This window comes from Pseudomonas shirazensis (assembly GCF_014268785.2).
Classification (GTDB): Bacteria; Pseudomonadota; Gammaproteobacteria; order Pseudomonadales; family Pseudomonadaceae; genus Aquipseudomonas; species Aquipseudomonas shirazensis.
Map to the genome: position 1 here is coordinate 637,304 of NZ_JABWRD020000001.1, position 26,318 is coordinate 663,621.

At 63.5% G+C, this 26,318-nt stretch carries 25 protein-coding genes and 2 pseudogenes; 9 read left to right on the forward strand and 18 right to left on the reverse strand.

What is annotated here, in order from left to right; all coding sequences use genetic code 11:
• Positions 1-62 precede the first annotated feature (62 nt).
• Positions 63-770, forward strand: coding sequence for a FadR/GntR family transcriptional regulator (locus HU736_RS02655; RefSeq protein ID WP_103437018.1), 708 nt, complete (start codon positions 63-65; stop codon positions 768-770).
• A 113-nt stretch (positions 771-883) separates the two neighbouring features.
• Here the strand turns inward: HU736_RS02655 and HU736_RS02660 are convergent, their stop codons facing one another.
• Positions 884-1,711 (reverse strand): sugar phosphate isomerase/epimerase family protein, encoded by an 828-nt coding sequence (locus tag HU736_RS02660; RefSeq protein WP_103437019.1) that lies wholly within the window; start codon positions 1,709-1,711, stop codon positions 884-886.
• A 250-nt stretch (positions 1,712-1,961) separates the two neighbouring features.
• On the opposite strand from HU736_RS02660, the gene HU736_RS02665 reads away from it, so the two are divergent.
• The 3 genes and pseudogenes from HU736_RS02665 to HU736_RS02675 all read left to right on the forward strand — a co-directional run.
• A complete protein-coding gene (locus tag HU736_RS02665; RefSeq protein WP_186699842.1) occupies positions 1,962-2,816 on the forward strand; it encodes an IclR family transcriptional regulator in 855 nt (284 codons plus the stop codon).
• Positions 2,813-4,513 carry an FAD-dependent oxidoreductase gene (locus tag HU736_RS02670; RefSeq protein ID WP_186699844.1) on the forward strand — a complete coding sequence of 567 codons (1,701 nt, stop codon included), beginning with the start codon at positions 2,813-2,815 and terminating at the stop codon, positions 4,511-4,513. The genes HU736_RS02665 and HU736_RS02670 overlap by 4 nt, the downstream gene beginning before the upstream one ends.
• Before the next feature lie 41 nt (positions 4,514-4,554).
• Positions 4,555-4,848: pseudogene (locus tag HU736_RS02675) on the forward strand (NUDIX domain-containing protein); the annotation flags it as partial.
• A gap of 5 nt (positions 4,849-4,853) precedes the next feature.
• Here the strand turns inward: HU736_RS02675 and HU736_RS02680 are convergent.
• Positions 4,854-5,057, reverse strand: coding sequence for a hypothetical protein (locus HU736_RS02680; RefSeq protein ID WP_186699846.1), 204 nt, complete (start codon positions 5,055-5,057; stop codon positions 4,854-4,856).
• Between the two features lie 230 nt (positions 5,058-5,287).
• Between HU736_RS02680 and HU736_RS02685 the strand changes: the two genes are divergently transcribed.
• Positions 5,288-6,049, forward strand: a complete 762-nt coding sequence (locus HU736_RS02685; protein WP_186699848.1) for a sensor histidine kinase — start codon at positions 5,288-5,290, stop codon at positions 6,047-6,049.
• On the opposite strand, the pseudogene HU736_RS22100 reads toward HU736_RS02685, so the two are convergent.
• The 3 genes and pseudogenes from HU736_RS22100 to HU736_RS02695 form a co-directional block, all read right to left on the reverse strand.
• Positions 6,037-6,120: pseudogene (locus HU736_RS22100) on the reverse strand (hypothetical protein); the annotation flags it as partial. The gene HU736_RS02685 and the pseudogene HU736_RS22100 overlap by 13 nt on opposite strands.
• A gap of 152 nt (positions 6,121-6,272) precedes the next feature.
• The gene (locus HU736_RS02690) at positions 6,273-7,391 is read right to left on the reverse strand and encodes an aryl-sulfate sulfotransferase (protein ID WP_186699850.1); all 1,119 of its coding nucleotides are present in this window, start codon (positions 7,389-7,391) and stop codon (positions 6,273-6,275) included.
• 61 nt (positions 7,392-7,452) lie between these two features.
• The gene (locus HU736_RS02695) at positions 7,453-8,436 is read right to left on the reverse strand and encodes an aliphatic sulfonate ABC transporter substrate-binding protein (RefSeq protein WP_186699852.1); all 984 of its coding nucleotides are present in this window, start codon (positions 8,434-8,436) and stop codon (positions 7,453-7,455) included.
• A gap of 85 nt (positions 8,437-8,521) precedes the next feature.
• Here HU736_RS02695 and HU736_RS02700 point away from each other — a divergent pair, with 85 nt between their 5' ends.
• A complete protein-coding gene (locus HU736_RS02700) occupies positions 8,522-9,607 on the forward strand; it encodes a GlxA family transcriptional regulator (RefSeq protein ID WP_186699854.1) in 1,086 nt (361 codons plus the stop codon).
• 7 nt (positions 9,608-9,614) lie between these two features.
• Here HU736_RS02700 and HU736_RS02705 read toward each other — a convergent pair whose 3' ends face one another.
• The 5 genes from HU736_RS02705 to HU736_RS02725 all read right to left on the reverse strand — a co-directional run bounded on the left by HU736_RS02705 (position 9,615) and on the right by HU736_RS02725 (position 15,420).
• Positions 9,615-10,577 (reverse strand): endonuclease, encoded by a 963-nt coding sequence (locus HU736_RS02705; protein ID WP_101318655.1) that lies wholly within the window; start codon positions 10,575-10,577, stop codon positions 9,615-9,617.
• Positions 10,578-10,719: 142 nt separating this feature from the next.
• A complete protein-coding gene (locus HU736_RS02710) occupies positions 10,720-12,453 on the reverse strand; it encodes an FAD-dependent oxidoreductase (protein ID WP_225912962.1) in 1,734 nt (577 codons plus the stop codon).
• A gap of 72 nt (positions 12,454-12,525) precedes the next feature.
• Entirely contained in the window at positions 12,526-12,846 is a 321-nt protein-coding gene (locus HU736_RS02715) for an NIPSNAP family protein (protein WP_103437027.1), read from the reverse strand.
• Positions 12,836-14,578 (reverse strand): FAD-dependent oxidoreductase, encoded by a 1,743-nt coding sequence (locus HU736_RS02720; RefSeq protein WP_186699856.1) that lies wholly within the window; start codon positions 14,576-14,578, stop codon positions 12,836-12,838. The genes HU736_RS02715 and HU736_RS02720 overlap by 11 nt, the downstream gene beginning before the upstream one ends.
• 26 nt (positions 14,579-14,604) lie before the next feature.
• On the reverse strand, positions 14,605-15,420 hold the full coding sequence (locus HU736_RS02725) for a shikimate dehydrogenase family protein (RefSeq protein WP_186699858.1): 816 nt from the start codon (positions 15,418-15,420) through the stop codon (positions 14,605-14,607).
• Between the two features lie 144 nt (positions 15,421-15,564).
• Here HU736_RS02725 and HU736_RS02730 point away from each other — a divergent pair, with 144 nt between their 5' ends.
• Entirely contained in the window at positions 15,565-16,338 is a 774-nt protein-coding gene (locus HU736_RS02730; RefSeq protein WP_103437030.1) for an IclR family transcriptional regulator domain-containing protein, read from the forward strand.
• 50 nt (positions 16,339-16,388) lie between these two features.
• Here HU736_RS02730 and HU736_RS02735 read toward each other — a convergent pair whose 3' ends face one another.
• The 4 genes from HU736_RS02735 to HU736_RS02750 all read right to left on the reverse strand — a co-directional run bounded on the left by HU736_RS02735 (position 16,389) and on the right by HU736_RS02750 (position 20,919).
• A complete protein-coding gene (locus HU736_RS02735) occupies positions 16,389-17,081 on the reverse strand; it encodes a type 1 glutamine amidotransferase domain-containing protein (protein ID WP_186699860.1) in 693 nt (230 codons plus the stop codon).
• 140 nt (positions 17,082-17,221) lie between these two features.
• Positions 17,222-19,789: a bifunctional diguanylate cyclase/phosphodiesterase gene (locus HU736_RS02740; RefSeq protein ID WP_186699862.1), complete on the reverse strand. Its 2,568-nt coding sequence runs from the start codon at positions 19,787-19,789 to the stop codon at positions 17,222-17,224.
• 111 nt (positions 19,790-19,900) lie between these two features.
• Positions 19,901-20,671, reverse strand: coding sequence for an SDR family NAD(P)-dependent oxidoreductase (locus HU736_RS02745; protein WP_186699865.1), 771 nt, complete (start codon positions 20,669-20,671; stop codon positions 19,901-19,903).
• Positions 20,672-20,739: 68 nt separating this feature from the next.
• A complete protein-coding gene (locus HU736_RS02750) occupies positions 20,740-20,919 on the reverse strand; it encodes a CsbD family protein (RefSeq protein ID WP_181108408.1) in 180 nt (59 codons plus the stop codon).
• A 395-nt stretch (positions 20,920-21,314) separates the two neighbouring features.
• On the opposite strand from HU736_RS02750, the gene HU736_RS02755 reads away from it, so the two are divergent.
• The gene (locus HU736_RS02755; protein ID WP_181003793.1) at positions 21,315-21,464 is read left to right on the forward strand and encodes a hypothetical protein; all 150 of its coding nucleotides are present in this window, start codon (positions 21,315-21,317) and stop codon (positions 21,462-21,464) included.
• On the forward strand, positions 21,464-21,781 hold the full coding sequence (locus HU736_RS02760) for a hypothetical protein (protein WP_186699867.1): 318 nt from the start codon (positions 21,464-21,466) through the stop codon (positions 21,779-21,781). Before HU736_RS02755 ends, HU736_RS02760 begins: the two co-directional genes overlap by 1 nt.
• Before the next feature lie 52 nt (positions 21,782-21,833).
• Here the strand turns inward: HU736_RS02760 and HU736_RS02765 are convergent, their stop codons facing one another.
• The 4 genes from HU736_RS02765 to HU736_RS02780 all read right to left on the reverse strand — a co-directional run bounded on the left by HU736_RS02765 (position 21,834) and on the right by HU736_RS02780 (position 26,228).
• Positions 21,834-23,150: a c-type cytochrome gene (locus HU736_RS02765; RefSeq protein WP_186699869.1), complete on the reverse strand. Its 1,317-nt coding sequence runs from the start codon at positions 23,148-23,150 to the stop codon at positions 21,834-21,836.
• An 11-nt stretch (positions 23,151-23,161) separates the two neighbouring features.
• Positions 23,162-24,931: a GMC family oxidoreductase gene (locus tag HU736_RS02770; RefSeq protein WP_150569511.1), complete on the reverse strand. Its 1,770-nt coding sequence runs from the start codon at positions 24,929-24,931 to the stop codon at positions 23,162-23,164.
• Between the two features lie 36 nt (positions 24,932-24,967).
• Positions 24,968-25,687 carry a gluconate 2-dehydrogenase subunit 3 family protein gene (locus tag HU736_RS02775; RefSeq protein WP_103437039.1) on the reverse strand — a complete coding sequence of 240 codons (720 nt, stop codon included), beginning with the start codon at positions 25,685-25,687 and terminating at the stop codon, positions 24,968-24,970.
• A gap of 385 nt (positions 25,688-26,072) precedes the next feature.
• Positions 26,073-26,228, reverse strand: coding sequence for a DUF2986 domain-containing protein (locus tag HU736_RS02780; RefSeq protein WP_101318684.1), 156 nt, complete (start codon positions 26,226-26,228; stop codon positions 26,073-26,075).
• Positions 26,229-26,318 lie beyond the last annotated feature (90 nt).

Here is a 26,318-nt window from a genome sequence, read left to right on the forward strand (position 1 = left end):
GGTTTCCACGGCAAAGCAGCGGGTATAATGCTGGCATCGTCTGATTTCAATGGATCCAAGCAATGGCCCCTGCTGCCCCTGACCGACGCGTGAGCCTGGCCCAGCAACTGGTACTTGACCTTTCCCGGCAGATCCTCGCCGGCGAGCTGCCGCCGGGTAGCAAACTGCCCACTGAACAGGCGTTCACCGAACAGCGCAAAGTCAGCCGCACGGTGGTCCGCGAAGCGATGTCGCGGTTGCAGGCCGAGGGCCTGGTAGAAACTCGCCGCGGCATCGGCACCTTTGTCGTCGACAGTATGCGACCTGCCGAGTTTCACGAGAGCAAGCCACAGCAGGGCAGTGCTTACGATGCGGTAGCGATCATCGAACTGCGCTTGAGCCTTGAAGTGGAGGCTGCTGCGATCGCCGCCCAGTGCGCGAGTCCTCGTCAGTTGGCGACGATTCGCGCCGCCCTGGACGAAGCCAATGACCTGCAGCAGCTAGGTGCGCAGAGCACCCGTATCGACTTTGAATTCGACTTGCAGATCGCCCTGTGCACCGGCAACAGCTTTTTCATCGATGCCATGAACCATGTCGGCAGCACCTTGATGAGTGCTGCGCCGCCAGCGCGGGCGGTAGAGAGCGAGCTGCGCACGCTGCAAGTGCGCGAACGTGAGCAGATTTACGCTGCGATTGCCCGCAAGGACGCCGACGTAGCGCGTGCAGCCATGCGCCTGCACCTGACCAACCTGCTGCACCATGCGCGGGCTGCGGTACCATCCGCGCAGTGAGTGCAGGGCAGGATCACGGCGTGTCGTTACGCCCATACGAGCGAAAACCTTACCGCGTGCTCAACCGCTCGTAGTAAGCGTTGACCGCCGGCAGCTCAGGCTTGGCGTCAATTTCAGCGCAGGCTGGCGAGAACCTCGCGCGCCTTGTCCAATGCCAGTCTGGCGCGGTCATAGGCACAGACGCCTTGCTCCATCAGTTGCCGGGTGGGGATCTCCAGGCTTAGTGGGATACCGCTCGGCAGTGCCTTGAGCAAACCGTGCAGGTCACAATCGCCATCCCCTGGGAAGCGTCGTTCCTGGCGAGCCTGGCGCAGGATCTCGGCCATCTCCGCAGGCCGTGGGCCCACCACGTCGCACAGCTGGGCGTAGCGCAGGCGCTGCGGCGCAGTTGCGCTGGCGACAGCAAGTGCTTGCACGGACGAGCCTGAGCGATCGAAGTGGAAGGCATCGATCAATACCGCGCCGTTGCTGCGTCCAGCCTGCTCGACGATGTGCCAGGCCTCGGCCAGGTTGCGCACATCGGTCCAGGGCATGAACTCCAGATTGACATGGATACCGAAGGGTAGGGCCAGCTCGCACAGCGCGGCGAAATTGTCGGCCGTGCGCACTGGGTCCGGATCGTTGCCGGCAATCAGCAGGTCACTTGCTTCAAATTCGGCGCCGGCCTCCAGCACGGTCAGAAACGCCTGCACCTGGGTGTCTGGCTTGAGCCGCAGGATCTCGATATCCAGTACCTTGGTCCCGGTGTCGCGCAGGCGCTGAAGGGTCTGGCGCCGTAACTGCGCATCGGCTACCAGCGGGAAGTGGTGCTCTTCAGGGGTTGCAGGCTCAAGGCGCAGGCCCACATGGCTGTAGCCGGCGCGCGCTGCAACCTCGACCATATCGGGTGGGGACAGCTCAAGTACGGTCAGGGCAGCAAGGGAGAATATCTGGTCGCTCATGCTTGGCTCTCTAATTGTGTAGCGGCGCTGGTCTGGTGTGCGCCGGTTAGAATCGAGTTCCAGTTGTAAACAAATTCCTCACTGAGGACTACTTGAAAAGCGCGCCTAAGCGGCACTTTTGTTCGATAATCGCCCTGATTAATGCGCCCAACGCTGCCCATTGATTGACCCTCCTGCATTGCTGGAATAGTTTTCCAGTCACAGAAAACCCATTTTGGCTGATTTATGTAGCCGGGACCAGGAGACCTTGATGAGCAACGTCGCAAGCACCGCCGAATCACCCTACGCAGGCCTCTTCGATCGCGGGCTTGCGGTGCTGGAACTCCTCGCCAGCAGCGCCGAAGGCAGCTCGCTGACGGACATTTCCGAGCAACTGCAGATCCCCCGCAGCGCCACCCACAGGCTGCTGAGCACTCTGTGCGACACTGGCTATGCCCGGCAGGAGCACGAGCGCGGCACTTATGTGCTGACCTCCAAACTGCAGGCGCTGGCGTTTACTCACCTGGCCGCCGACGGCACGATCGATGCGGTGCAACCGGTGCTCAACCGGCTTGCGGCCGAGGTCGGCGAGCTGGTGCGGCTGTCGGTGGTGGACGAGCAGCGCCTGACCTGGGTTGCCCGTGCGCAAGGCGCACGCTCCGGGCTGCGCTATGACCCGGACATGGGCATGGAGGCCAGGCTGTCCTGTTCAGCCAGTGGCTATGCGTGGTTGGCGAGCATGACCGACAAGCAGGCCCTGGCTCTGATTCTCAGGCAGGGCCTGGGGCAAGTGCAGAATTATGGTCCGAACGCACCACAGACGGTGGAAGCGCTGCTGACCAATATTCAGGCCGCGCGCGAGCAAGGATACGCGCTGGCTGTGCAGACCTTTGCCGACTGGATGTCGGCCATCGCAGTGGCATTGCACCATCCGGTCACCCACGAGGTGATCGGCGTGGTCAGCGTGGCCGGGCCGGTCTTTCGCCTTGGCGAGGCAAGGCTGCACCAGATCGCGCCGGCGCTGATCGCAGCGGTGACAGACATCCAGCAGTTGATACCAGGCTCGCCAGCCTTGATGAGCCCAGGCCTGACCGCTCTAAGCCTCACTCCGGAGGGCCAGGCATGAGCATGCGACGTCTGGAATGCGACCTGCTGGTGATTGGTTCGGGAGCCTCCGGGCTGGCGGCGGCAGTCACTGCTGCGGCGCAGGGGCTGAAGGTCATTGTTGTGGAGAAACACTCATCCTTTGGCGGCGCTACGGCGTGGTCCGGTGGCTGGTTGTGGGTGCCGGGCAATCCGCTGGCTAAACGCGCCGGTATCCATGAGGACCCGCAGCAACCACGCACTTACCTCAAGCACCAGCTCGGCGCCCGCTACAACGCCGAGCGGGTGGATGCGTTTTTCGACAATGCGCCGAAGATGGTCGCGTTTTTTGAAGAGAACACTGCGCTGCAATGGGCCGATGGCAATGGCATCCCGGATATTCACGGGCACTTGCCGGGCGCGGCGACGCAGGGGCATCAGGTGATCGCCGCCCCGTATGACGCGCGCGCCATGGGCCCGCTGATCAAGCGCATGCGCAAGACCATGCGCGAGACCTCGTTCATGGGCATGCCGATCATGGCCGGTGCTGACCTGTCGGCATTCCTCAGCATGACTCGCTCGTTCAAGTCACTGCTGCACGTCAGCAAGCGTATGCTCCGGCACCTGCGCGACCTGGCCGTGCATGGCCGGGCCATGCACCTGGTCAATGGCGTGGCACTGGTGGGCCGGCTGGCCAAGTCAGCCGAAGACCTGGGCGTGACGCTGATCGAGTCGGCGCCGGCGCAGCGCTTGCTGCAGGAGCAGGGCAGAGTGATCGGCGCGCTGGTCGAGACGCCTGCTGGGCCCACCGAGATTCATGCGCGGTGCGGGGTGGTGCTGGCTGCCGGTGGCTTCCCCAACGACCTGCAGCGCCGGCAAGCGCTGTTCCCGCGCACCTCGGCCGCCGAAGACCACCTGGCCCTGCCGCCGGTTCAGTGCAGCGGCGATGGTATTTCGCTGGGCGAGGCGGTTGGCGGCGTGCTCGAACTCGACGTTGCTTCACCGGCAGCCTGGGCGCCGGTGTCGCTGGTGCGCCATGCGGACGGCAGCAGCGGCCACTTCCCGCATATCATCGACCGGGCCAAGCCGGGATTGATCGGCGTGCTGTCCAACGGCAAGCGCTTCGTCAACGAGGCTGACGGTTACTACGACTACACCGCAGCCATGGTGGCTGCCGCGCCAGCAGGCGAGGAGGTTGCGTCCTGGCTGATTTGCGATCATCGCTTCCAGCGCCGCTTCGGCCTTGGCCATTCGCGGCCGTTCCCACTGCCGGTTGGGCCGTCGGTGCGCAGCGGCTATCTGCAACGCTGCGCCTCCCTCGAGGGGCTGGCGAAAGCCTGCGGGATCGACCCGGCAGGCTTGCTCGAAACCGTGCGCAGCTTCAATGAACATGCCCGCAAGGGTGAGGACCCGGAGTTTGGCCGTGGGCTTAGTGCCTATAACCGCAAGCAGGGTGACCCGCTGGTGACCGAGGGCAACCCGTGCGTGGCACCGATCGAGCATGGCCCGTTCTATGCGGTCAAAGTCCGCCCTGGCAGCTTCGGCACCTTTGCCGGGTTGAAAACCAACGGCAACGCGCAGGTGCTGAACAGCGCAGGCGTGGCTATTGCAGGTTTGTATGCAGTGGGCAGCGATATGGCCAGCATCATGGGCGGCATGTATCCGTCAGGCGGAATCAACCTCGGGCCGGCCATGACCTTCGGTTACGTCGCAGGTCTGCATGCTGCGCAGAGCAGATGATGGCGCTGAGTCAGACGAGCTGAACCAAGGGAGGCAAATGGAATTTTCCTGGCGGCGCGATCGGGCAGGGCGAGCTGCCGGTTCAGGCGGCTGCAAGGGAGATGAGCGAGGAGACTGGGATCGACTGCGAAGCACTGCTGGAGTTATGCACCCTGGAAGAGGGCAGCGTGCTCCATCACATCTTCACCACGCAATTGTTCGAAGGTGCCAAACCCGCACCCGGCAACGAGATTGTCGCCTGCAAATGGGTCAAGCACGTTGCGCTTAAAAAGACTCAACTCAACCCCAGCGCTTCAGCCTTGATGGCCCGTGCGCTGCCTGCCCTGATGGCCTGAATGGCTCAAGCGCAGGCGGTTTCGTTGCGCCTGACGCATTCCGCCTGGGCATCTGCGCGCTTGGCGTAGGTGGGGCTCAAACGCAACTTGGCGACATTGTCATACAAGTCAAAGCCGTTGCACGACGGCGCGGTACAAAATCCTACCGCTCTGCGGTAGTGATATTCCTTGATCGGTAAAGCCGAAACCACGACGAAACGTGCGCGCATGCTGGTGCCTCCGATGGCAATGCCAAACTATTAGTCATGTTGGGGGTACTAAGCAAGCAGACTAATACTAGGCCGACCGGTGGCAGCCGCGCTGACGCGCACTGGCAAGGCCGCTCTACGGGGACCGCGGTGCTTCAAGGCAGGCGCCGCGGGTATGGTCTATTGTGATGCGATGCATCGCGCGGGGCGTCGGTTCATCACCCTAGAGTTTTTGAAAAGAGGATCACGGCATGCGTTTGGCTGAATTCATCCTCGACAACATCGAACCCATCCTCAAACAGTGGGAAACCTTCGCCCGGACCCTGACGCCGGCCGCCGATGGCCTGGACTCAGTCGGCCTGCGCGACCATGCAGAGCAGATGCTGCGCACCATTGCAGCCGATTTGCAGACGCCGCAGAGCCATGCCGAGAGGATTCTCAAGTCGCACGGTGAAGGCCCGGAACTGGGCGAGACCACCGCCGCGCAAACCCACGCCGACATCCGCCAGGCCACCGGTTTCACCATTTCATTGAGCACTGGCGATTTTGCCCACGCCTGTCGGAGCATGGTCGAGGAAGCCCGCGCCTGTCATCCTGATCGGGAGATCATCTTGCAGGCCGCGCCCAGCCTGGCTGGCAGCTTTGACCGCGCCCGCCTGGAGCAGGTGATCACCAATCTGATCGGCAATGCCATCGAGCATGGCGAAGCAGGCACGGCGGTCACCGTGACGCTCAAAGCTGCAGGCGATGATGCGCTGTTGTCGGTGCATAACCGGGGCCCGGTGATTGACGCTGCCGCCAAGGCCACCCTGTTCAGCCCGATGGTTCGCCATATCCACGACGAAGCGGGCAAATATGGTGCTGGCGCGGGCCTTGGGCTTGGGCTGTATATTGCTTCGGCCATCGTCAGCGCTCATCAGGGCAGCATCGAGGTCGAGTCGACTGCGGGCAAAGGCACCACCTTCAACGTGCGTATCCCGCTGCAGGTGGCGGCGGTTGCTCAGAAGTCGTAGCGGCCAGTGACGCCAAGTGTGCGGGGTGTTCCCAACACCCCGGTGTAGGCGCCGTTCGGTGAGTTCCACACGCCAGCGCGAACAGGCCGGGGTTAACGCGGGGCCAGAGGCACGCGCGGCGCTGATGAGAAAAACGCAGGTTCATCGGTAAGTCCAGTGATGAGGCACCTCTCGCTGCGCGTGGTTTGCGTAAGCGTGATCGCAAGGGTTGGGGGGTATTAGCTTAGTCGCGCAGCCAGGGGATGTCGGCGGCCTGATAGCGATGGGCGCGGAAGATCGCGTTGTTTTCACCGGGCAGGTATGCACGCGAGGCGGCGTCCGGGTACGCGGCAAAGTGCGGATTGATGTATTCCCACACCACTTCGCCGGCGCGGGTTACCTCGAACAGCCGGCCGAAGTTGGCTTCGGTGATCAAGGTATTACCGTTATGCAGGCGTTGGGCGCCGCCCATGAATGGGGTGAAGAAGGCATAGCCTGGGCTGTCGGCGTATTGCCATTCAATGCGCTGGGTATGCGGGTCGACTTCGATGACCCGCGAATGCGGCATCGACACATGTGGCCGCGAGATGCCGTTGTCGAAGATCAGGATGCGCCCGTCCTCAAGTTCACTTGGGCAGTGCTGCTGGGCTACCACATCGTGACCCAGGCGCCAGAGCACGCGGTCGCTGGCCTTGTCCACGGCAATCACCGCCGACACGCTGCGCAGGCTGAGAATGACCTTGCCGTCGCGGCCCGGAGTAACTGCGTTGGTCATCGGCCAGTGATAGCGCTCGAAGCAGGCGTGCAGCGGGTAGTCTTCCGGCGCCAGGTGCTCCCAGCTGCGCCATTGCCAGACCAGCGTGCCGCTGCGGTCGACCTCCTTGACCACATCGCCGTAGATCACCCCGCCTGCGGCCTCGCTGCCGGGGATACCGCCCTGGATGCGCTGCGCAAACGCTGCCGGCAGTGGCTCGACGGTGGTGTAGAGCAGGTTGCCGTTGGCCAGCCATTGGGCATCGTGGTGGTGCGCCAGGTCGGTGTACTCCCAGACCACCTCGCCGTCCGGCGTAACCTCGCTGAAGGCACCGCCATGCCAGACCGACCAGCCGCCGAACAGCTCTGCCGAGTCTGGATGGTTGCCGTTGTAGCCCAGGTTGCCATTGGCCAGGATCACCGCATCGCGGCCGGGCCGCAGCGGCAGTTTCCAGTGGTGTACCTGCTCACCGCGCAGGTTGATCAGGTACACGTTGCCGTCGGCGGTCTGCGGCGCAAACAGGGTGTAGCCGCCAGCCGAACGTTCGGCGTCGGCGGCGATCAGGCCGGTGGCATGGCGACGCAAGGTAGTGCGGTCGAGTGCGGGCATGGCTTTTCTCCAGATGAGCGCAGCCCTGCCGACGAGTGCGGCATGCTGCGCGGGGTTCAGGTCAGGGGCGGTGGGGCAAAAGTGGGTTGTAGCGGTCGTCGAAGGCCTCGGCGACCTTGATCGGGCGGGGCAGCAAGCGCGCCTCGGTGAAGCGGTCAGCCAGACGTTGCTGCAGGTCGATCACCCGCGGGTCCAGCGCCACGTAGTGCAGCTGCTGGCTGGCGAGCATCTCCTGCAGCAAAGGCAACGGCAGGCGAGTGACTGTGGCCAGTTGTGCCGCCCAGGCGTCGGGATGCGCGGTGGCCCAGTCCTGCGCGCGCGCCAGGCGCCGGATGAAGTCGCCAAGCAGCTCGGCCTTGACCGGGTCTTGCAGCGCCGCGAGGCTGGCGACGGTGAAGTTGAGGCCGGTTTCTGGCCATTGGCTGCCGTCGAGCAGCTTGCGCGCACCGCGCGAGGTGGCCTGGCCGACAAATGGATACCACACCGCCCAGGCATCCAGCTTGCCGCTGGCGAAGGCGTTTTGCGCATCGACCGGGCTGGCGTAGATCAGCTCGACGTCGCTGCTGCGCAACCCGGCCTGGGCAAGCGCTGCCAGCAGCAGATAGTGACCGCTGGTGCCCTTGGCCACGGCAATCCGTTTGCCCTTGAGCTCGGCTACCTGGCTAATCGACGAGTTGCTCTGAACCAGCAGGGCGTTATTGTTCTGCGCGCCTTCGGCAGCGGCTACCACCCGCACATCGAAGCCGCCGGCCTGGGCGAAGACGGGCGGAGCATTGCCGACTACGCCGACATCGATTGCCGCAGCGTTCAGGGCTTCCAGCAATGCAGTGCCGGCCGCAAAAGGATGCCAGTCGAGGCGATAAGGCAGCCCTTGATCCTCACTCGCTGCCGCCAGCAGGGCCTGGGTCAAGCCGCTCTGGTCACCCACCTCCAGTTCGGCCACCGACTCTGCCTGAGCGGGCAGGGCGGCGAACAGCAGGCTGGTCAACAACAGCTGTGCCAAGGGGCGCGCAAGGTACTTGGCAGGCAACGATTTTGTCGGCATCGTCTTGGCTCTTGAATTGGAAAGTGCACTCAGTATGTCCACGCGGCCTCGTCCCCACCATGTCAAACACCCCTCGTTTTCTGCCATGACGGCGCCGCGAACGGTACTGGTGCTGGCCTTCCCCGGCGCACTGCTGCTCAACGCCGCCGGGCCGTTGGAGGTGTTCGCCGCCGCGCCACGGGTACTTGCTGGCGAGTTGGCAAGTAACCCGCCGTATCGGGTGGTGTTGGCCTCGCCCGCAGGGGGCGAGGTCGAGACGATCTCCGGTATTGGGGTCATGACCCGCTCGTTGCAGGAGGTCGAGGGCGAGGCAGTGCTGGACACGCTGATCGTGATTGGCGGGCCGGGGGTGGCCGCGCTGGAGCGTGACGCCGAGGTGATTGCGTGGTTGCAACGGCGTGCGCCGAGTGCGCGGCGCGTCTGCTCGATTGGCAGCGGCGCGTTTGCCTTGGCCGCTGCCGGCCTGCTCGACGGGCGGCGGGTGGTCACCCACTGGCAGTTTGCCGAGAGCCTGCAGCGCAGTTACCCGGCATTGACCGTCGAGCACGACGGGCTTTATCTGCACGACGGCGCGCTGTGGACCTGTGGTGGCGCCAGTGCCGGGATCGATCTAGGGCTGGCGTTGGTCGAGGAGGACCTCGGTCCCCATGCTGCGCTGGCCCTGGCCCGCTACTTCACGCTGTTTCTGCGCCGCTCGGCCGAGCAGGCCCAGCTCAGCGCACCGCTCAAGGCGCAGAGCGATGCCCTGCGCAGCGACCGTGATCAGCGCCTGGTGCGCCTGCATGGCTGGATTGCCGAGAACCTCGACAGTGATCTGCGCGTCGAGCGCCTGGCCGAGAAGTTCGGTATGAGCCCGCGCCATTTTGCCCGCGCCTACACCGCCGCCACAGGCGGCACCCCGGCACAGACGGTCGAGACCTTGCGCCTCGAGGCTGCCTGCCGCTTGCTCGAGACCAGCCAGGAGCCGATCAAGCGGATTGCCGAAACCAGCGGCTTCGGCAATGAAGAGCGCATGCGCCGTAGCTTCCAGCGCCAGCTCGGCGTGAGCCCGTTGGCCTATCGCTCACACTCGCGGCTCACCGCAGCGACGCAGGACGCGCCAGCGGCAGGGCAGACCGGGTATCGCCATGACCCCCGGCTGGAGATTGCCATGGACCACCTGGCGCAGTAGCCAGCGGCTATTTGCAGTTGCCTGCCTTGCGGTACCCGGCAGCCTGCGCCTGGGCTTCGGAGTCGAACGTCACCTGGTTCTTGCTGGCGACCTGGCTGTAGCTCGGGCAGCCGCTGGGCAGGTGATAGACGTGGCTGTTGCGGTTACCGATGATCGTGCCGGTGTTGGCACTGGCGAGTGAAGGTTGTGGCGCAGGGCGCGCGGCTTTGGTCGGAACACTGCTGACCACGCCATCGGCCACCGGTTTGTAGCCCGGCGTCCAGCTGCGGGCGCCGGTCACGAACGGGTTGGAATGGCCCATGACGGCGCTGATACGCCGGTCGCGTTCCTTCTCCCAGGCTGTCACCGGGTGCTGTTTGTCCCAGGCCATCAGCAACTGTTGCTGTTGCCGCGACATGTTCAGGTTGTAGCGATCGAACATGTAGAAGGTGGTGCGTGCCACCAGGCCTTTGACCTCGTCACGCGGCTCGGCGGCGCGCTGGTTGAAGTCGACGCGGGTCTGGCACTGGCCATATTGCGGGCCGACGCTTGCGGCCATGCCGTAATTGAAGTTGCTGCGGTCGCCATTCACTTCACCCACGGCCGGGTAGAGGTTGAACAGGTCGGCTTCCATCGCCTTGAACACCGGATCGTCGTTGGCGCAGTTTTCGCGGCCGCCGTTCTTCCAGCATTGGCGCTGGTGGCCGAAGGTCCAGGCCGGGACGATGTGCTCCCATTCGGTACGCTCGGCGCGGCTTTGCTGCTTGCGGGTCTGGTAGCCGCACGACGCCGGGTCGATGCGGCCGCCGGACTTGCCGACCCAGGTCCATTTGCAGCCACAGTAGAGCTCGCCCATGGCGCTGCTGGCCTGGTCCAGATAGATCTTCTGTTTGGCGACGACTTTGGCTTCGGTGAAGGTGGCAGGTGGTGTGGCGAAGGCGGGGTAAATGACCGCGAGGCTCAGCCCGAGGACATACAGCAGTTTTTTCATGGTCAGGCTTATCAGTCAGGCTTATCAGGTTGGGGCACGCATTATACGCACGAAACCTGTCTATCTTGCCTACATCAGGGCAGGCTTATGCCTACAGCCAAACAGCCTTTGGCCATGCATGGGTGCTGGCTTGCAGCCATGTTTATCCAAGGCTCTGGCCCGCCAGCATCCGCGCTGCCAGGTAGCCAAAGGTCATACCGGGGCCGAGGGTGATGCCGCCGCTGGGGTAATAGCCGCGCATGATGCTGTTCATGTCATTGCCCACCGCGAACAGCCCAGGGATCGGCGTTTGCTGTTGGTCGAGCACGCGGGCCTGGGCATCGGTGACCAGCCCGGTGAATGTGCCAAGGCTGCCCGGCACCAGCTTGACCGCGTAGAACGGCCCTTGCTGGACACTGCCCAGCGACGGGTTGGGGCCGTGCAACGGTTCACCCTGGGCTCGGTTGTAGGCTGATTCGCCACGTTGAAACAGCGGGTCCAGGCCTTGTTCTGCGTGCTGATTGAAGCGGGCCACGGTCGTTTGCAATTGCTCGCCATCGATCCCGCACTGGCCGGCCAGTGCCGCCAATGTGGGTGCCTTGTGCAGGTAGCCTTGGCGCACGTAGGGGGTGGTCGGAAACGGCCATGGCTTTGACCAGCCGAGGCCATAGCGGCGCTGCGCGCGGTGGTCACAGATCAGCCAGGCCACCGGGCTTTCATTCGGCGCGGTGGCGGCAAACAGCGCGCACATGAAGTCGTGGTAGGAGTCGGCCTCATTGACGAAGCGTTGGCCGTTTTGCCGGACCGCGATAAAGCCCGGCTTGGCCCGTTCCATAAGGTGGGCGAAGCCGCTGAAGCCGCCATCGGCACGCGGCACCCGCGACACCGGTGCCCAGGCAGCGCCATGGGCCATGTCGGCGCTCACCTGCGCACCGACGCTCTCACCCAGGCGCAGGCCATCACCGCTGTTGCCCTTTGGCGCGGCGCTCAAGTGCTCGCTGCCGTCGGCACAGTGAGCGAGCAACTGGGCGCTGCGGTGGCGATCATGGGGGAAGCCGCCGCATGCCAGCACTACTCCGCGTCTGGCGTGTACCTGGACACGTCGCCCGCCGTGCTCAACCGTCGCTCCGAGCACGCGCTGGCCGTCGCTGAGCAATGCGCGGACAGGGGTTTCGGCAAGTAGCTGCACATCGCGTTGGAGGGCGCTTTTCAGCAGGCGTGCGACCAGCGCATTGCCGTTGACCAGGTGCATGCCGCGGCCATGCCGAAGCATGTCTCGGGCATGGCGCAATATGCGCATGCCGGCATAGCGCAGTGAGCGCCAGCGGTGTCTGGCATTGAGCAGATGATTCAGGTCAGCGCCGCCGGCAATGCCCATGCCGGCCGGGCTGATCAGGTCGAGTGGGCGCCGCAGCTTGTTGATCCACAGCCCCAGCTCGCGGCCGTCATAGGGCTCGGCGCAGACCGAGCGGCCGCCTTTGGCATGGCCCGCGCTGGCGTGAAAATCAGGCATCGTGCTGCCGCAGAAAAACTTCACTTCGGTGTGCTGCTGGAAGAACCCGACCATCTCCGGGCCGTGGCGCAAGTATGCCTCCAGGCGCGTATCGAGCTGATCACAATGCAATTCGTTGCGCAGGTAGATCCGCGCCTGCTCGATATCGGCGGCCCCGTCATCTGCGGCCGCCAACGGATTGCCAGGGACCCACAACCAGCCCCCGGACCAGGCGCTGGTGCCGCCGAAAACCGGCTCCTTCTCGACCACGATGACCTCCAGCCCCAGCTCGGCAGCGGTGACGGCTGCAGCCAGGCCCGCGGCGCCGGAGCCGATCACCAGCACATCGCATTGCAGGGTTTGACTGGCCGACAGGGCAGCAGTGTTCGACGGCAAAGCGCTCAAGGCAGCCTCCGTTGTAATGGCTTGAAGAAGCGGCTGCGCCCTAGTGGGCGCGAGCCTTAGGGACCTGCGCGGTTATTGCAGCGGCGAGAAATCGGTCGGGCGCAGCAGGCGCGACTCCAGCGTGACTACCGCATCGAGCGCTTTGTTCTGGCGGGCGAACTCCAGCCAGCGCGGGTCGGCCGCCATTGCTGCGCGGCGGGCGGTGCGCTCATCCAGGCTGGTGTAGGCCCACAGGTGTATCACCTGGTTGACCTCGCCAATTTCAGTGGTAAAGAAGCCCACCAGATTGCCCAGGTGCTCTTGCTGTACTTCCAGCGCAGCGCTTTTGTACAACGCCAGCCAGTCAGCCAGCTTGGTCGGTTTCAGGGTGTAGGTGCGTAGTTCATAGAACATGCTGTTCTCCAGAGGGCTGTGTTGAGTGGGTTGAGGTGGTTGCGGTGGCGCCATTCAGGCGGCCGGCGATGTCTTTGGCTGCCAGGTAGGCAAAGGTCAGGGCAGGGCCGAGGGTGATGCCCGGCCCCGGATAGGTGCCGGCCATGATCGAGTTCATTTCGTTGCCGGCGGCGTACAGCCCGGCGATCGGTTCGCCCTGTGCGTTGAGCACATTGGCCTGGCCGTTGGTGACCAGCCCGCGTGCCGAACCGAGGTCGCCGGTGTGCAGGCGAATGGCGTAGTAGGGCGGCTTGTTCAGTGGCCTCAGGCAGGGGTTGGGCGTGTGCAACGGGTCGCCCATATAGCGGTTGTAGGCATTGCTGCCCTTGCCGAACTGGCGGTCGACGCCTGCCGCGGCGTCGTTGTTGAAGCGCTGTACGGTGTGCGCCAACTTGCTGGGGTCGATCCCCAGCCGCGCGGCCAACTCGGCCAGGCTGTCGGCCCGCAGCAAGTAACCGGCTGCGATCAATGCGCTGTTGTCGACCGGCCGCGGTCGCGCCAGGCCCAGGCCGTAGGTGTTCAGCGCCTCGCCGTCACACACCAGCCAGCAGGGCGCGTTGGCTCCGCCGTTGGCAAGCATCGCCTCGACAAAACTGTGATAGGAGTTGGCTTCGTTGACGAAGCGCTGGCCGTCCTGATTCACCGCAATCACCCCCGGCTTGGCGCGGTCGGTGACCAGGTGCGCAAAGCGCTCCTCGCTGCCGTCGGCCTTGCGCAGGCGCGAGACCGGCGCCCAGAAGAAGTTGGCTGCCAGTTGCTCGCCCAGCGCTGCCTGCACCGATGCCGCCAGGCGCTGGCCATCGCCGACATTGGCTGGCGGCGACATGCTCAAGTGCGGCGCAGCACTGGCCGGGCGCCACTGCCCGGCGTGCTCGCCAGCAGCAAAGCCGCCCATGGCCAGCAGCACCCCGCCCCGGGCGCGCACGGCGTGTTCCTCGCCGCGCCAGTGGATGCGCACGCCGCTGACCACACCGTCCTCAACGATCAACGCCTGCGCCGAAGCCTCGAGCCACAGCTCGACACCATTGGCAAATGCCGTGGTGGCCAGCCGCGCGATCAACGCATTACCGACCGTCAGGCGGGTGCCGCGCGGGTGACTGAGGCGGTCCAGGCCATAACGCGCGAGCAGCTTCAGGCAATGGCCGAGCGAACGCAGCGAGCGCTTGCAGCTGAGAAAATGCTGGATGTCGACCCGATTGACCATCATCCCGCCAAACAGCAGCATGCCGTCCGGTGGTTGTTTCAGGTGCCTGAACTGCGCGCCCAGGCGGCGCCCGTCGTATTCGTCGATCTCCAGCGCGCGCCCGCTCTGGGTCGCGCCGGGCAAGTCCGGATAATAATCCGGCGACAACGGCCGCAGGCTGTATTTGAGTTCACTGTTCTGTTGTAGAAAACGCAGCGCCTCACGGCCATGTTCGATAAAGGCGTCGACCAGTTCGGGCTGATAGTTGGCGCCGATGACCTGCTGCAGATACAGGCGCATTTGCTCGGCCGGCAACTGCAGCCCGGCGGCGCGCGCCTGGTCGGTGTCATGCAGCCAGACCGCACCGCCGGAAATCGCCGAGGTACCGCCAAAACGGTCGGCTTTTTCCACCAGCAGCACGTTCAAGCCAAGGCTGTTGGCACTGACCGCAGCGGCGAAACCGGCAGCGCCGCTGCCGAGCACGATCAGGTCATAAGTGTTGTTGTTCATGTCTGTCACCTGATTGACCCTGCGGGTCAGATATCCAGCGGGGTCACGCCCATGAAATGGCCGAGATTGCCCAACTGCGCCAGCGCCATCTCCGGGCCGGTCTGGATGGCGCAGCCCATGCCCCGGGCAAACGACAGGAACGGTGTGAACGCTGGCGCCGTGACTACGTCGGCGACCAGGGTGGTGTCGCGCAGGGTCTGCATCAGCGCGACCGGCAGTGGCATCGGCCCGTCGCCAGCAGCGCCCATGCCCACCGGCGAGGCGTTGACCACCAGATCGAATTCGGCCAGCGAGGCGGGGCTGGCGGTGATGGCGATATGCGGGAAGAAGGTGCGCAGCAGCTCAGCCAGCGCTTCGACACGCTGGCCGTCGAGGTCGCTGATCGCCAACCTGGTCAGCCCGGCCTGGCACAGCGAATAGGCGATGGCGCTGCCAACGCCACCAGTGCCGATCACCAGTGCGTTTTTATCGCGCGGATCGAAGCCCTGCTTGCGCGCGGCATTGAGAAAGCCCTCGCCATCGACGATGTCGCCGAGCAAGCGGCCATCGGCTTCACGGCGAATCACGTTGACCGTGCCCAGCGCCTGGGAGCGTTCACTGAGGTCGTCCAGGCGGCTGGCCAGCTGCTGCTTGTAGGGCACAGTGACCACGCATCCGCGCAGGTTGTGCCAGCCGCGCAGCATCGTCACAAAGCCATCAAGGGCCGTGTGCTGCAGGTCGATGGCGAGCATGGCGGTCTCCTGACCTTGCTCGGCGAACCAGCGATTGAAGTTTTCCGGTGACTTCACCTGGGCAATAGGTGAGCCGACGATGGCGACCAGTTGGGTCGATCCCTTGATCATATGCAGCACTCGCTGGTTGGCTTTGTTGTGCGCCGATAGTGCGAGCTGCGGCTTGCAGCGACAATCAAGGTGAATGCCAGATCGGTTGATAATCGCGCTGTCGATGCGATAATCGCACTCATCCCTCTAATAAGCGCAGGCGCCATGAAGCAGCCCACTATCCACTCGCGCGATCTGATCGTCGGGCTGCAAAAAGGCCTGGCGCTGATGCAGTTGTTTTCCCAGGACCACCCGCGCCTGAGCGTGCCCGAGGCGGCGCGGCTCGCCGACATGACCCATAGCGCCGCCCGGCGCTTCCTGCTGACCCTGGTGCATGACGACTATGCGCAAACCGATGGCCGCTATTACTGGCTGACTGCCAAAGCCCTGCGCATCGGCCAGGCTTACGTCGATTCGGCGGTTTTGCCGCGCATGCTGCGGCCGATCGTCGAGCAGGTCGCGCGAACCACTCAGGAGCATGTTTCGGTCGGGGTGCGTGATGGCGACGACATCGTGCATATCGTACGCAGCCGCTACAGCCACATCGCGTCGCTGTCGATTCGTCCAGGCTCGCGGGTGCCGATGTACTGCACCGGCAGCGGTCGGCTATGGCTGGCGAGCCTCGATGAAGAGGCGCTGGCGGGCTATTTTGCGCGTAACCCGCTGCGGGCGATTACCCCGTATACCTTGATCGACGAGACAGAGGTGCGCGCCCAGATCAACCTGGCACGCGAGCGCGGGTATGTCTTGCTGGATCAGGAATACGAGGTGGGGATGCGTGTGCTGAGCGTGCCGCTGATCGATCGGGAAGGACAGTTGCAGGCGGTCCTGACCATCACCACCCATGCCTCGCGGATGACCACCGAGCAGATGCGCGAACGCTATTTGTCGGCGTTGTATGAAGGGCAGGCGTTGTTGCGGCCGATCATGACCTTGTAGTTGAGGGCGGTTCGCCGCCGGCGCCTGAGCGATAGCGGCGAATGACCGTGTCAGTCAGCCTGTTCCTGGCGTAATCGCGCCAGCAGCGCCTCTGCCGTCGCTTCCGACGATGCCGGGTTCTGGCCGGTGATCAGGTTGCCGTCCTCGACCACGTAACTGGCCCAGTCGGCGGCTTTGGAGTAGTCGCCGCCTTTGGCCTTGAGCATGTCTTCGACCAGAAACGGCACTACCTTGGTCAGGCCGACGGCTTCTTCCTCGGAGTTGGTGAAGCCGGTCACGCGCTTGCCCTGGACGACCGGGCTGCCATCAGCTGCGTTGACGTTTTTCAGCACGCCTGGGGCATGGCACACGGCGGCTACCGGTTTGTTCGAGGCGTAAAAGGCCTCGATCAGGGTTTTCGAGTCGAGGTCTTCGGCCAGGTCCCACAGTGGGCCGTGGCCGCCTGGGTAGAACACTGCATCGAAGTCGTACGGGTCGATCTCGCCCAGCGGCAGGGTGTCGGCGAGTAGCGCTTGCGCTTTGCTGTCAGCTGCGAAGCGGCGGGTGGCTTCGGTTTGTGCATCGGGTTCATCGCTTTTCGGGTCCAGTGGCGGCTGGCCGCCTTTGGGCGAGGCGAGAGTGACCTCGGCCTTGGCGTCGATGAAGGTGTAATAAGGGGCGGCGAACTCTTCCAGCCAGAAGCCGGTTTTCTTGCCGGTGTCGCCGAGTTGGTCGTGGGATGTCAGGACCATCAGAATCTTCATGTAAGGCTGTCCTCCAGGGCTGGATGTGTAGGTGCATTTATTTCAGAGGCTTTGTTGGCGGATATGTTCAGCCTGTTGTGGTGAGCTTATCCATTATTGATCGCTCGTGGCGTGCCAGAGCGGCCAACGACTCTGGCACCTCAAGCATCCACCCCACCGGCAATCGCAGACAAAGCCCTGAACGCATCACTGCCCAACGGCCGACTCAAGTAATACCCCTGACCTTCATCACACGCCACCGCCTGCAGCAGTTTCAGGTGATCCGCAGTTTCCACGCCTTCAGCGGTAACCGTGAGAGACAACGCCCGGCCCAAGCCAACGATGGCCTGAATGATCGCCTGATCACTTTCGTTGTTGCTGTCGCTCTGGTCCAACCGACTAAGAAAGCTTCGGTCGATCTTCAAGCCATCGAACGGAAACGCGCGCAGATAGCTCAACGACGAATAACCCGTTCCAAAATCATCAAGGGCGATGCGCACGCCCAAGCGTTTAAGCGTGCGCATGATCTCCAGCGCACCCGCAGCATCGTCGAGCATGACCCCTTCGGTGATTTCCAGCTCAAGCCGAGCAGGGGCGATTTTGCTGGCGCTAAGCACATGCTGGATCCGCTCGATCAGGTTGCCGCGTTTGAATTCGGATGGTGACAGGTTGACCGATACAAACAGCTGCACGGGCCAGTTGGCGGCATTGCGGCAGGCCTGTTCGAGCACCCAGTTGCTCAACGCCAGGATCAACCCGGACTCTTCTGCAATCGGCACGAATACATCCGGTGCGATCTGCCCGCGCTGCGGATGCTGCCAGCGCACCAGGGCCTCGGCGCCGACCATCTGGCCATCGGCGATGCGGTAGCGGGGTTGGAAGTGCAGCTCCAGCTCGCCGTTCTTGATGGCCTGGCGCAGGTCGCTTTCCAGGCGTCTGCGCTCGATGATCCGTGCGTTCATGTCGCCGGCATAGAAGCGCCAGGTGTTGCGCCCGCCGCTCTTGGCTTCATACAGGGCGATGTCGGCATAGCGCAGTAGCGCGGTCGCTTCGCAGGCATCGTGCGGGGCCATGGCAATGCCGATGCTAGCACTGATGAACACCTCCTGGTCTTCGATCGCGATCGGCATTTCGATGGAGGCGATCAGCCGCCGGCACAGGGTTTCGACCTCTTCCTGAGAACTGACATCGGTCACGATCAGGACGAATTCGTCGCCGCCCACCCGCGCCACCAGGTCGGCATGGCGCACGCAATCGGCCAGGCGACTGGAGACTTCATTGAGTACCCGATCACCGGCGGCATGGCCGAGCAGGTCGTTCACCGGTTTGAAACGGTCCAGGTCCAGGCAGAGCATCACCAGCGGCTGCTCGACAGTGGGCTGGGCCTTCAGCTTGCCGTCGAGGAAGGCCTGCAGGCGGGTGCGGTTGGGCAGCCCGGTCAAGGCATCGTGTTGAGACAGGAACTCGATACGCCGGCGCGCTTCGACTTCTTCGGTGACATCGGTAGCGGTGCCGCGCACGCCGCCGTCGCGCAAGGTGCGTGCTGACAGGCGGGTAATCCGTGCTTGCCCGCGGGCATCCAGATAGCGGCATTGCACACTGATCTCGGGGCGGCGGTTGGGTATGCTCAGCCACTGCGAAAGCAGCCCTAAATCGGTGGTCAGCAGGTCGTCGATGTTGGCGCCCAGCCAGGTGTCGCTGGACAGTCCAGTCACGCCCTGGAAACGCTCGGACAGGTAAGTGAAACGCAGGGCCGCGTCGATCTCCCAGATCCAGTCGGAACTGGCTTCGGCAACATCGCGAAAGCGCGCCTCGCTGGTGGCCAGGGCGGCCTGACTGCGTTTCAGCGATGCGATGCTTGCGTCCAGCGCCTGGGCGGCGACGGTGGTGCGGCGCAGGATCACCCAGGTCATCAGCGCCACCAGCAAGGCGGCCAGGCCGATCAGCGGCAGACCACCGGCCAGCAGGCGCCAACCCGGCTGAGCTGGGGTCCATTGCAGGGTGCCGCCGTCATCGGCCAGCGTTACTACGCTATCAGCGGAATGCTGGCCATGGCTTGCTACACGCAGCTGAGCTACGCCGAAGTCGGTACCCAGGGCAGCCAGCTTTTTCGGGTCCAACACATCGACAAAGATCAGCACCGAGTGTGCTCGGTTGTCTGGCGTGACGGTGGGATCGGTGCCTGGAGTGATGGCCGCTGCGGCAATCACTGCGGGCGCACCGTCAACATTGATATAGCGGGTAACGGAGGTTTGCGCCTCGGCACCGGCCCGGGCCGCGTCGGCGATGCCGGCAATGGGCTGACGCAGCCAGTCGCTGGCTTCTTCACTGCGCTGTTTGCCATCGATTACCGAATACACCGTGCGGTTCTGGTCATCGACCACGAACAGCCCCTGAAAGCCGAAGTCGTCGTACAGCGTCGGGCCGATATTCTGATTGATGTAGGCCCAGTCAATGTCGACCTCGGCGTGCAAATGGCGGTAGGCATCGCCCCAGAAGGCATAATCCTGAACCGTTACGGCCAAGGATTTTTCCAGCGACTGCACCGCCTTGCGCACGTAGAAGGCATTTTTTTCCTGCTCAGTGCGGTCGAGATCCTGCGCCAGATAGACCAGCGAAATGCCGGCGAGCAAAAACACGCCAGCGAGCAGCGCAACGAATTTGAACAGTGGCTCACTGGCCAACCGTACGCTGGAAAGGCTGACAGCATTGGAAGAGCTGTTGGACATGGATTACTGTGCTCGAAAGGGCTCATGGAGGCTATCGGCTGCGTGAACTCGAGGATGAGGAGTGGCAGGCAGTTCCCGATGAACTGTCTATCGGTTGGCGCAGTTCATGACTTACCAACTGATCGGCTTGCCATCCCAGGCCCAGAAACTACCGCTCTGCTCGGGCCCATGCTGGCGTGCCAGGCCGAGGATGCGCTGGGCGGCAAACTCAGTCGTGAATAGCTGCTCGGCGGGTACATTGGCCTGAAAGGGCCGGGACAGCTGCGTGTCAGTGGTGCCAGGGTGCACCAGCAATACGGTGGATGCCGGGTTGATTCGCCGCAGTTCGATGCTGGCGGTGCGCAGCAATTGATTAAGGGCGGCTTTGCTGGCGCGGTAGCTGTACCAGCCGCCAAGCTGGTTGTCGTCGATCGAACCGACTCGTGCCGACAGCGCAACGAAAGTTGCCGCTTGCTTGCGCAGCATTGGCAGCAAGTGCTTGAGCAGCAAGACGGGAGCAAAGGCATTGGTCGCGAATGTAGCTTGCAGGCCGCTGAGATCGATTTGCGTCAGGCTCTTTTCGGCGCGGGCGCCGTCCTGCTGAAGAATACCCAGAGTGCAGATCACCAGGTGCAAGTGTTGGCAGCTCGCGCCAACTTCGCGTGCCAACTGCGCCAGCGCCTGCTCATCGCGGGCATCGCAGTCAAACCGCAGCAGGCGTTGGCCATGCTCCTGGGCCAATGCCTCCAGCTCCGCGCTGGTACTGGCGTGCCGCGCTACCGCGTATACCCGCTCGACGTCAGGGTGGGCGAGCAGGCTTTGACACAGAGCCAGGCCAATGCCTTGGCTGGCGCCGCAGATCAGTGTATTGGCAGGGGCGGCGAGCGCGGAAATCAGCTTCATCGACTACCTCGGAAACGCAAAAAAAGGCCGTCCGAGGACGACCGTTCTGGGTTACGTTGACGACACTATCAGTGTTTGTCCACTGCGTTCTTCACATCGCCTACCACTTGCTGGGCTTCACCTTTCTTCTCCTGAACCTTGCCTTTGACTTCCAGTTCAGTGTTGTCGGTGGCCTTGCCAACGGCTTGTTTTACTTTACCAACAGCTTCGTTGGCCATGCCTTTGATTTTGTCAGAAGTACCGCTCATGGACGCTCTCCTAGCTCAATAATATGTGTGTAGTCGACATCTTTAATGACGCTTGCCGCTTTCAACAGTTGCACCTCCCGCCGAAAATAGCTCGGTTTCATCTTCTATATCGCTGGCACAACAGGCTGAGCAACAAGCCCGCAAAGCAGCCTGGGGCACCTTGATCACCCTGCTTATCAGTGGCGCGCTGAACTTTGCTATCGGTCGCTTTGCGCTGACCAGCCGTAACCGCCGGATCGCAACGCTGCGCTGGTTAGCTGACGGCAATGAAAGCACAGCCGCAGCGAGGCCATTGTCTGGGCCCGCGACCGGCGCCTGTTCGTGCGCCAGGGTTGAACGTTGGCAGGCGCGCGGGTCTCTAACGGTACGCATTGATCACTGGAGAGGTACTGACGATGAACCCAGCAACGGAAGGTTTGGAAGAACAGGGGCCCAGCGGTGTGCCGTTCATCAACGACCCGCAAAAGCCTGCCAACCATGGCCACACCGAGGTGGTTGAGGAACAGGAAGATATCGATCCGGTCGAGCCAGAAGAGGCCGACTGATGGCCGCGCCAACCACACCTGATGGTCGTTATTTCGTGATCGATGGGGTGCTCTGGCGCTGCTCCAATCCCAGCCTGGCCGAGCCAGAGCGGCAACGCCTGGTGAATGAGCTGATGAGCGCTCGGCGCGTTGTGAAAACGGCCAAGGGCGCTGACGATGCAGAGGCACTACGCGAGGCCCGAGCAGGCGTGCAGGCGGCCAAGGTAGCCCTGGGCGAACGCGGCCCGGTGTGGTGGGACGATGGCAGTGCCGACTTCAATCGGCACAAGGTCCGTAACACACCCTATGCGCAGTGGTATGAGGGTTTGCAGACCTGAGCAAGCGGCTATCGCGGGCCACGACGGCCCGCGACAATTGCGCTATGGCACCTCAGTGATGCTGGAGCGCGGCGCGTACTTCACGGACCTGTGCCGCAGTCACCTTCGAGGCCTGGTTCGACCAGCCATGGCGCAGGAAGCTCGCCAGCTCAGCCACTTCAGCATCGTCCATGCGCTCGGCAAAGCCGGGCATCGGCAGCACCGAAGGGGCACGTTCGGTGGACGGCGTCATGGCACCCGCGAGGATTACCTGGATCAGCGCCGACGGGTTCTCGGCATTGACCACCGAAGCACCGTCAAGCCGCGGGAATACCTGCTCGGCGCCCTGGCCGGTGACAAAGTGACACGCGCCACAGTTGTCCAGGTACAGCCGCTGACCCAGATCCAGGTCCTTGGCCGTCGTCAGTTTGGCGATGGTGGCCTGGCTGCGCTGCGGGGCGTGCTGATACTCACCTTTACCGGTGCCCTCCAGCGATTTGAGATAGACGGCCATCGCCAGCAGGTCCTCGTCGCTCATGTGCGAGGTACTGTTGGCAACCACATCCTTCATCTCGCCCGCCACGGCGGCGATGCTGTTGCGCCCGCTGCCCAGGTAATCGACGATCTGCTGCTCGCTCCAGTGCGGCATGCCGCGCAATGCCGGTACCGCCCAGCCATTGAGTTCAGCGCCACTCAGATAGCTGCCAGTGCGCTCGTCCAGGCCTTGCTCCTGCATGGTCAGTGCCCGTGGCGTGTGGCATGAGCCACAGTGGCCGAGGCCCTGAACCAGGTAGGCGCCGCGCTGTAGTTGGGCATCGTCAATGCTCAAGGCGTCCGCCGCAGCAGTTTCGGGCGTAGGCGAGAACAGCGCGCGCCAGTACGCCAGCGGCCAGCGGATCGACAGCGGCCAGGCAATGCCGTTGGCTTTGTTGGCTTGTTCCACCGGCGCCACACCCTTCATGAAGTAGGCATACAGCGCTTGCAGGTCGGCATCGCTGACCTTGGCATAGGACGGGTAGGGCATCGCCGGATACAGCGCGCTGCCGTCATGGCCGATACCGCGGCGCATGGCCCGTTCGAACTCACCGTAGCTCCAGGCGCCGATACCGGTCTTGTGGTCGGGGGTGATGTTGGTCGAATAGATGGTGCCGATTGGCGAGGCAATGCCCAGGCCCCCGGCGAACGCCTTGCCGCCATCGTGGCTGGTGTGGCAGGCCACGCAGTCGCCCACCCGGGCCAGGTAGGCGCCCTTGTCGATCAATTGTTCGGTGATCGGCTGTGGCATCTGCGCGCTGGCGTCGCCGGAGCGGTTCAGCCACAGGCTCACGGCCCAGGCCACCAACGCCAGCAGGGCCGCGAGCAGGAGCAGACGGATCAGGGTCGATTTCATCGAAGCGCTCCTCATGCCTGCACCAGCGGGCCAGGGTTTTTCAGGTACTGGTCCTTGATCGCCTGGGCGGCGAACAGGGTCAGCGCGCCGATCAGCGCGGTCGGGTTGGCCTGGAAGTTCTGCGGGAAGGCGTTGCCGCCGGGCACGAATACGTTATGCACGTCCCAGCTCTGCAGATAGCGGTTGAGCGCGCTGGTCTCGGGCGAGTCGCCCATGATCGCGCCGCCGACGTTGTGGGTGGAGACGTACTTGGTGATGTCCCAGTGCGAATCCATGTCCAGGTAGCTTTCGCTGACGCTGTCGGGGTTGAGCTCCTTGGTGATGTCGCCAACGATGCCACGCAGGTGCTGCTGCAGTTTCAGCTCGTTGGGCTTCCAGTCGAAGGTGATCCGCAACAGCGGCTGGCCCCACGGGTCCTTGTAGGTCGGGTCGAGGTCCAGGTAGTGCTCGCGATAGGACATGCAGCCGGTAGAGATGCTGACCTTCATCGAATGGCCGTACCAGTCCTGCATGCCTTCTTTCCAGCCCTGGCCCCACTCAGGGGTGCCGGCGGGCAGGGCGGTGCCGATTGGCGTGCCGGTGGCCTGCGAGCTGTGGATCTTGGCGCCGCCGATCACGCCCAGTGCCGGGCCGTCGAAGTTGCCCGGCGAGATGTCGTTGAACATCTGCCCGGTGGCGCCGGCGGTGGCGAACGGGTTGAAGGTTTTGTCCTTGAAGAACAGGGTGCTGCCGCCAACGCTGAGGAAGGCATAGTTACGGCCGATGGTGCCCTTGCCGGTCAGCGGGCTGTACGGCTGGCCGATGCCCGACAGCAGCATCAGGCGCACGTTGACGAACTGGAAGCCCGCCAGCACGACGATCTTGGCCGGCTGGAACACTTCGTTGCCCTGGCCATCGGCATAGGTCACGCCCTTGGCAGTCTTGCCGTCGGCGTGCAGCTCAACCCGCAGGACGTTGGCGTTGGTGCGGTAATCGAAGTTGTCCATGCGCTTGAGAGAGTCCATCACCGCGGTTTGCGGCGAGGCCTTGGAGTAGTTCAGGCACGGGTACTTGCTGCAATAACCGCAGTAGTTGCACGGCGCAATCTGGTTGCCGTAAGGGTTTTTCCATGCCCGCGACACGTTCGCCGAGGGATTGGGGAACGGGTGATAACCCAGCTTGCGCGCGGCTTCGGCGAACATCGTGTTGTTCAGCGTGTCTTCCAGCGCCGGCAGCGGGAAGGGGCTCGAGCGTGGCCCTTCGAATGGGTCGCCGCCTTCGACGATGCGCCCCTGCAGGTTGCCGGTATTGCCCGACAGGCCGCATATCTTGTCGAATTTATCCAGGTACGGCTCGATTTCTTCCCAGGTGAACGGGTAGTCCTGGATCTGCATACCTTCACCCAGCACGCCGGGTTTGTAGGCCTGGTCGGCGTAGGTCTTGAGCTTGATGTCGGTCGGCGTTGGCCGGATCAGCACGCCGGTCCAGTGCAGGCCCGAGCCGCCGACGCCGGTGCCGGGCACGAATGCGCCCCACTGGCGAGTCGGCAGAGCGGTGCTCTGCATGTTGTGGCGCACGGTGAGGGCGCCGTCCTTGGGCGTGACCATGATCTTGTTGCGCACGCCGTAAGCGTACTGGTCGGCGGGCTTGGGGTAGGTGAAGTCAGCATTGCTGCGGTCTTCGCCACGTTCCAGGGCGCGCACCTTGAGGCCGGCCTGGGCGAGCTCGATGCTCATCAGCGAGCCGGCCCAACCGAGGCCGACCACGACTACATCGACTTCGTCATTGGTAATGTTTGGCATAGGTAACCTTGAATGCTTTGTCGCTTGGCGAAGGGTTCAACCGCGCTGGCCGGTCAGGCTGACCGGGCCGAGCGGGTAGGGGACGTTGTGCTGGGCTACCCATTCCAGGTAGCTGGCACGTGCGCCGGGGAAGCCGATCGCAATCCACGCCTTCATGCCCTTGTTGCCGCCGTAGATCGGGTCGGCAAGCCAGCCCTGGCGGGTGATGTTGAGCAGTTCGCTGAACAGCAGCTTGGCCTTGAGCACAGGCTCGCCGTGGGCGGCAAAGTCGACCTGGCCGTTCTGCATCTGCTTGAGCACCTGCTCGCGATCGCTCAGGGACAGCAGGGCGAAGTACTGGCCGTATTTGGCCTGGCACCAGCCTTCGAGCGCGGCGATGCCCTGGCGGTAGATCTGCTGCGCAGTGAACGGCAGCTGGTAGCCGAGGGTGGCCGGCGCGTTGACGTCGAACGGGCCCTCAAGGTACACCTCGCTACCCAGGTCGCCGGCCAGTTGCTGGTCGATGAAGATCGGCACGTTGGTCTCCAGCGCACCGGGGCCGCGGCCATCAGCAGGGATCAAGCGGTCGCAGGCAGCCAGGATGAAGGTCCATTCGGCTGCAGTGAAAAAGATCGGCGAGTAGCTGTCCAGGCTCGGCGCGGCCAGCTCGGCGGCGGCAGCGGCGCTCAGGCCGTTGAGGGCGATGCCCATGGCGGGCAAGGCGATCAGCGAGGACAGCAGAAACTTTCTTCGCGATGTTTGCGTGGCAATCAGCATGCGGGTTCACCTATGACTATTCACGAGGAACCCGAGATGTATCCGGTAATCCGTTACCTGTAGAAGCCGCGATAGTCTCAGATGAGATAGCGCTATCTTTCAGCGTGCCTGGTCAGGCGTTACAGCAAAAACGGCTCTACGAAGTGTGGGGAGACTGAATTGGGCGCTGCTCTTATATGAAGCCTGGCAGTCGCGTGGCTTGAATGACCGACCCTCTCGAGGGCGTCATTTGGCCTGATTTGGACATCACGGGTAGCGAGAAGCATAGCAAGCTACCGAGTCTGTTACAAAACATTTCTCGCCGGATGTCAATGTCGCTATCGTCGCAGGCCCTCAATGCACCAGCTGAGTGATGCATGCCGGTCGCGAGAGCTGCCTGGCCGCTTCATTCAGGGCTGGATACGGCGGCCTCAGCTGCTTCGGCGGCGGCTTTCAGACGGTCAGCCTTGCAGATGTACTTGGGTTTTTTCGGGGCGAGTTTGGCGTTGGCTTTTTGCGCCTTGGCCTTGAACAACTGTTGCAGTTTTTTCTGGCGGTTCATGTGCTTCTACCTGCGAGTGGACGCCGGCATGATATCGCGATTTCGGCTCGCGCGTGTGCGCCGGCTGCCCGGTGCACAGAGCGATTGACG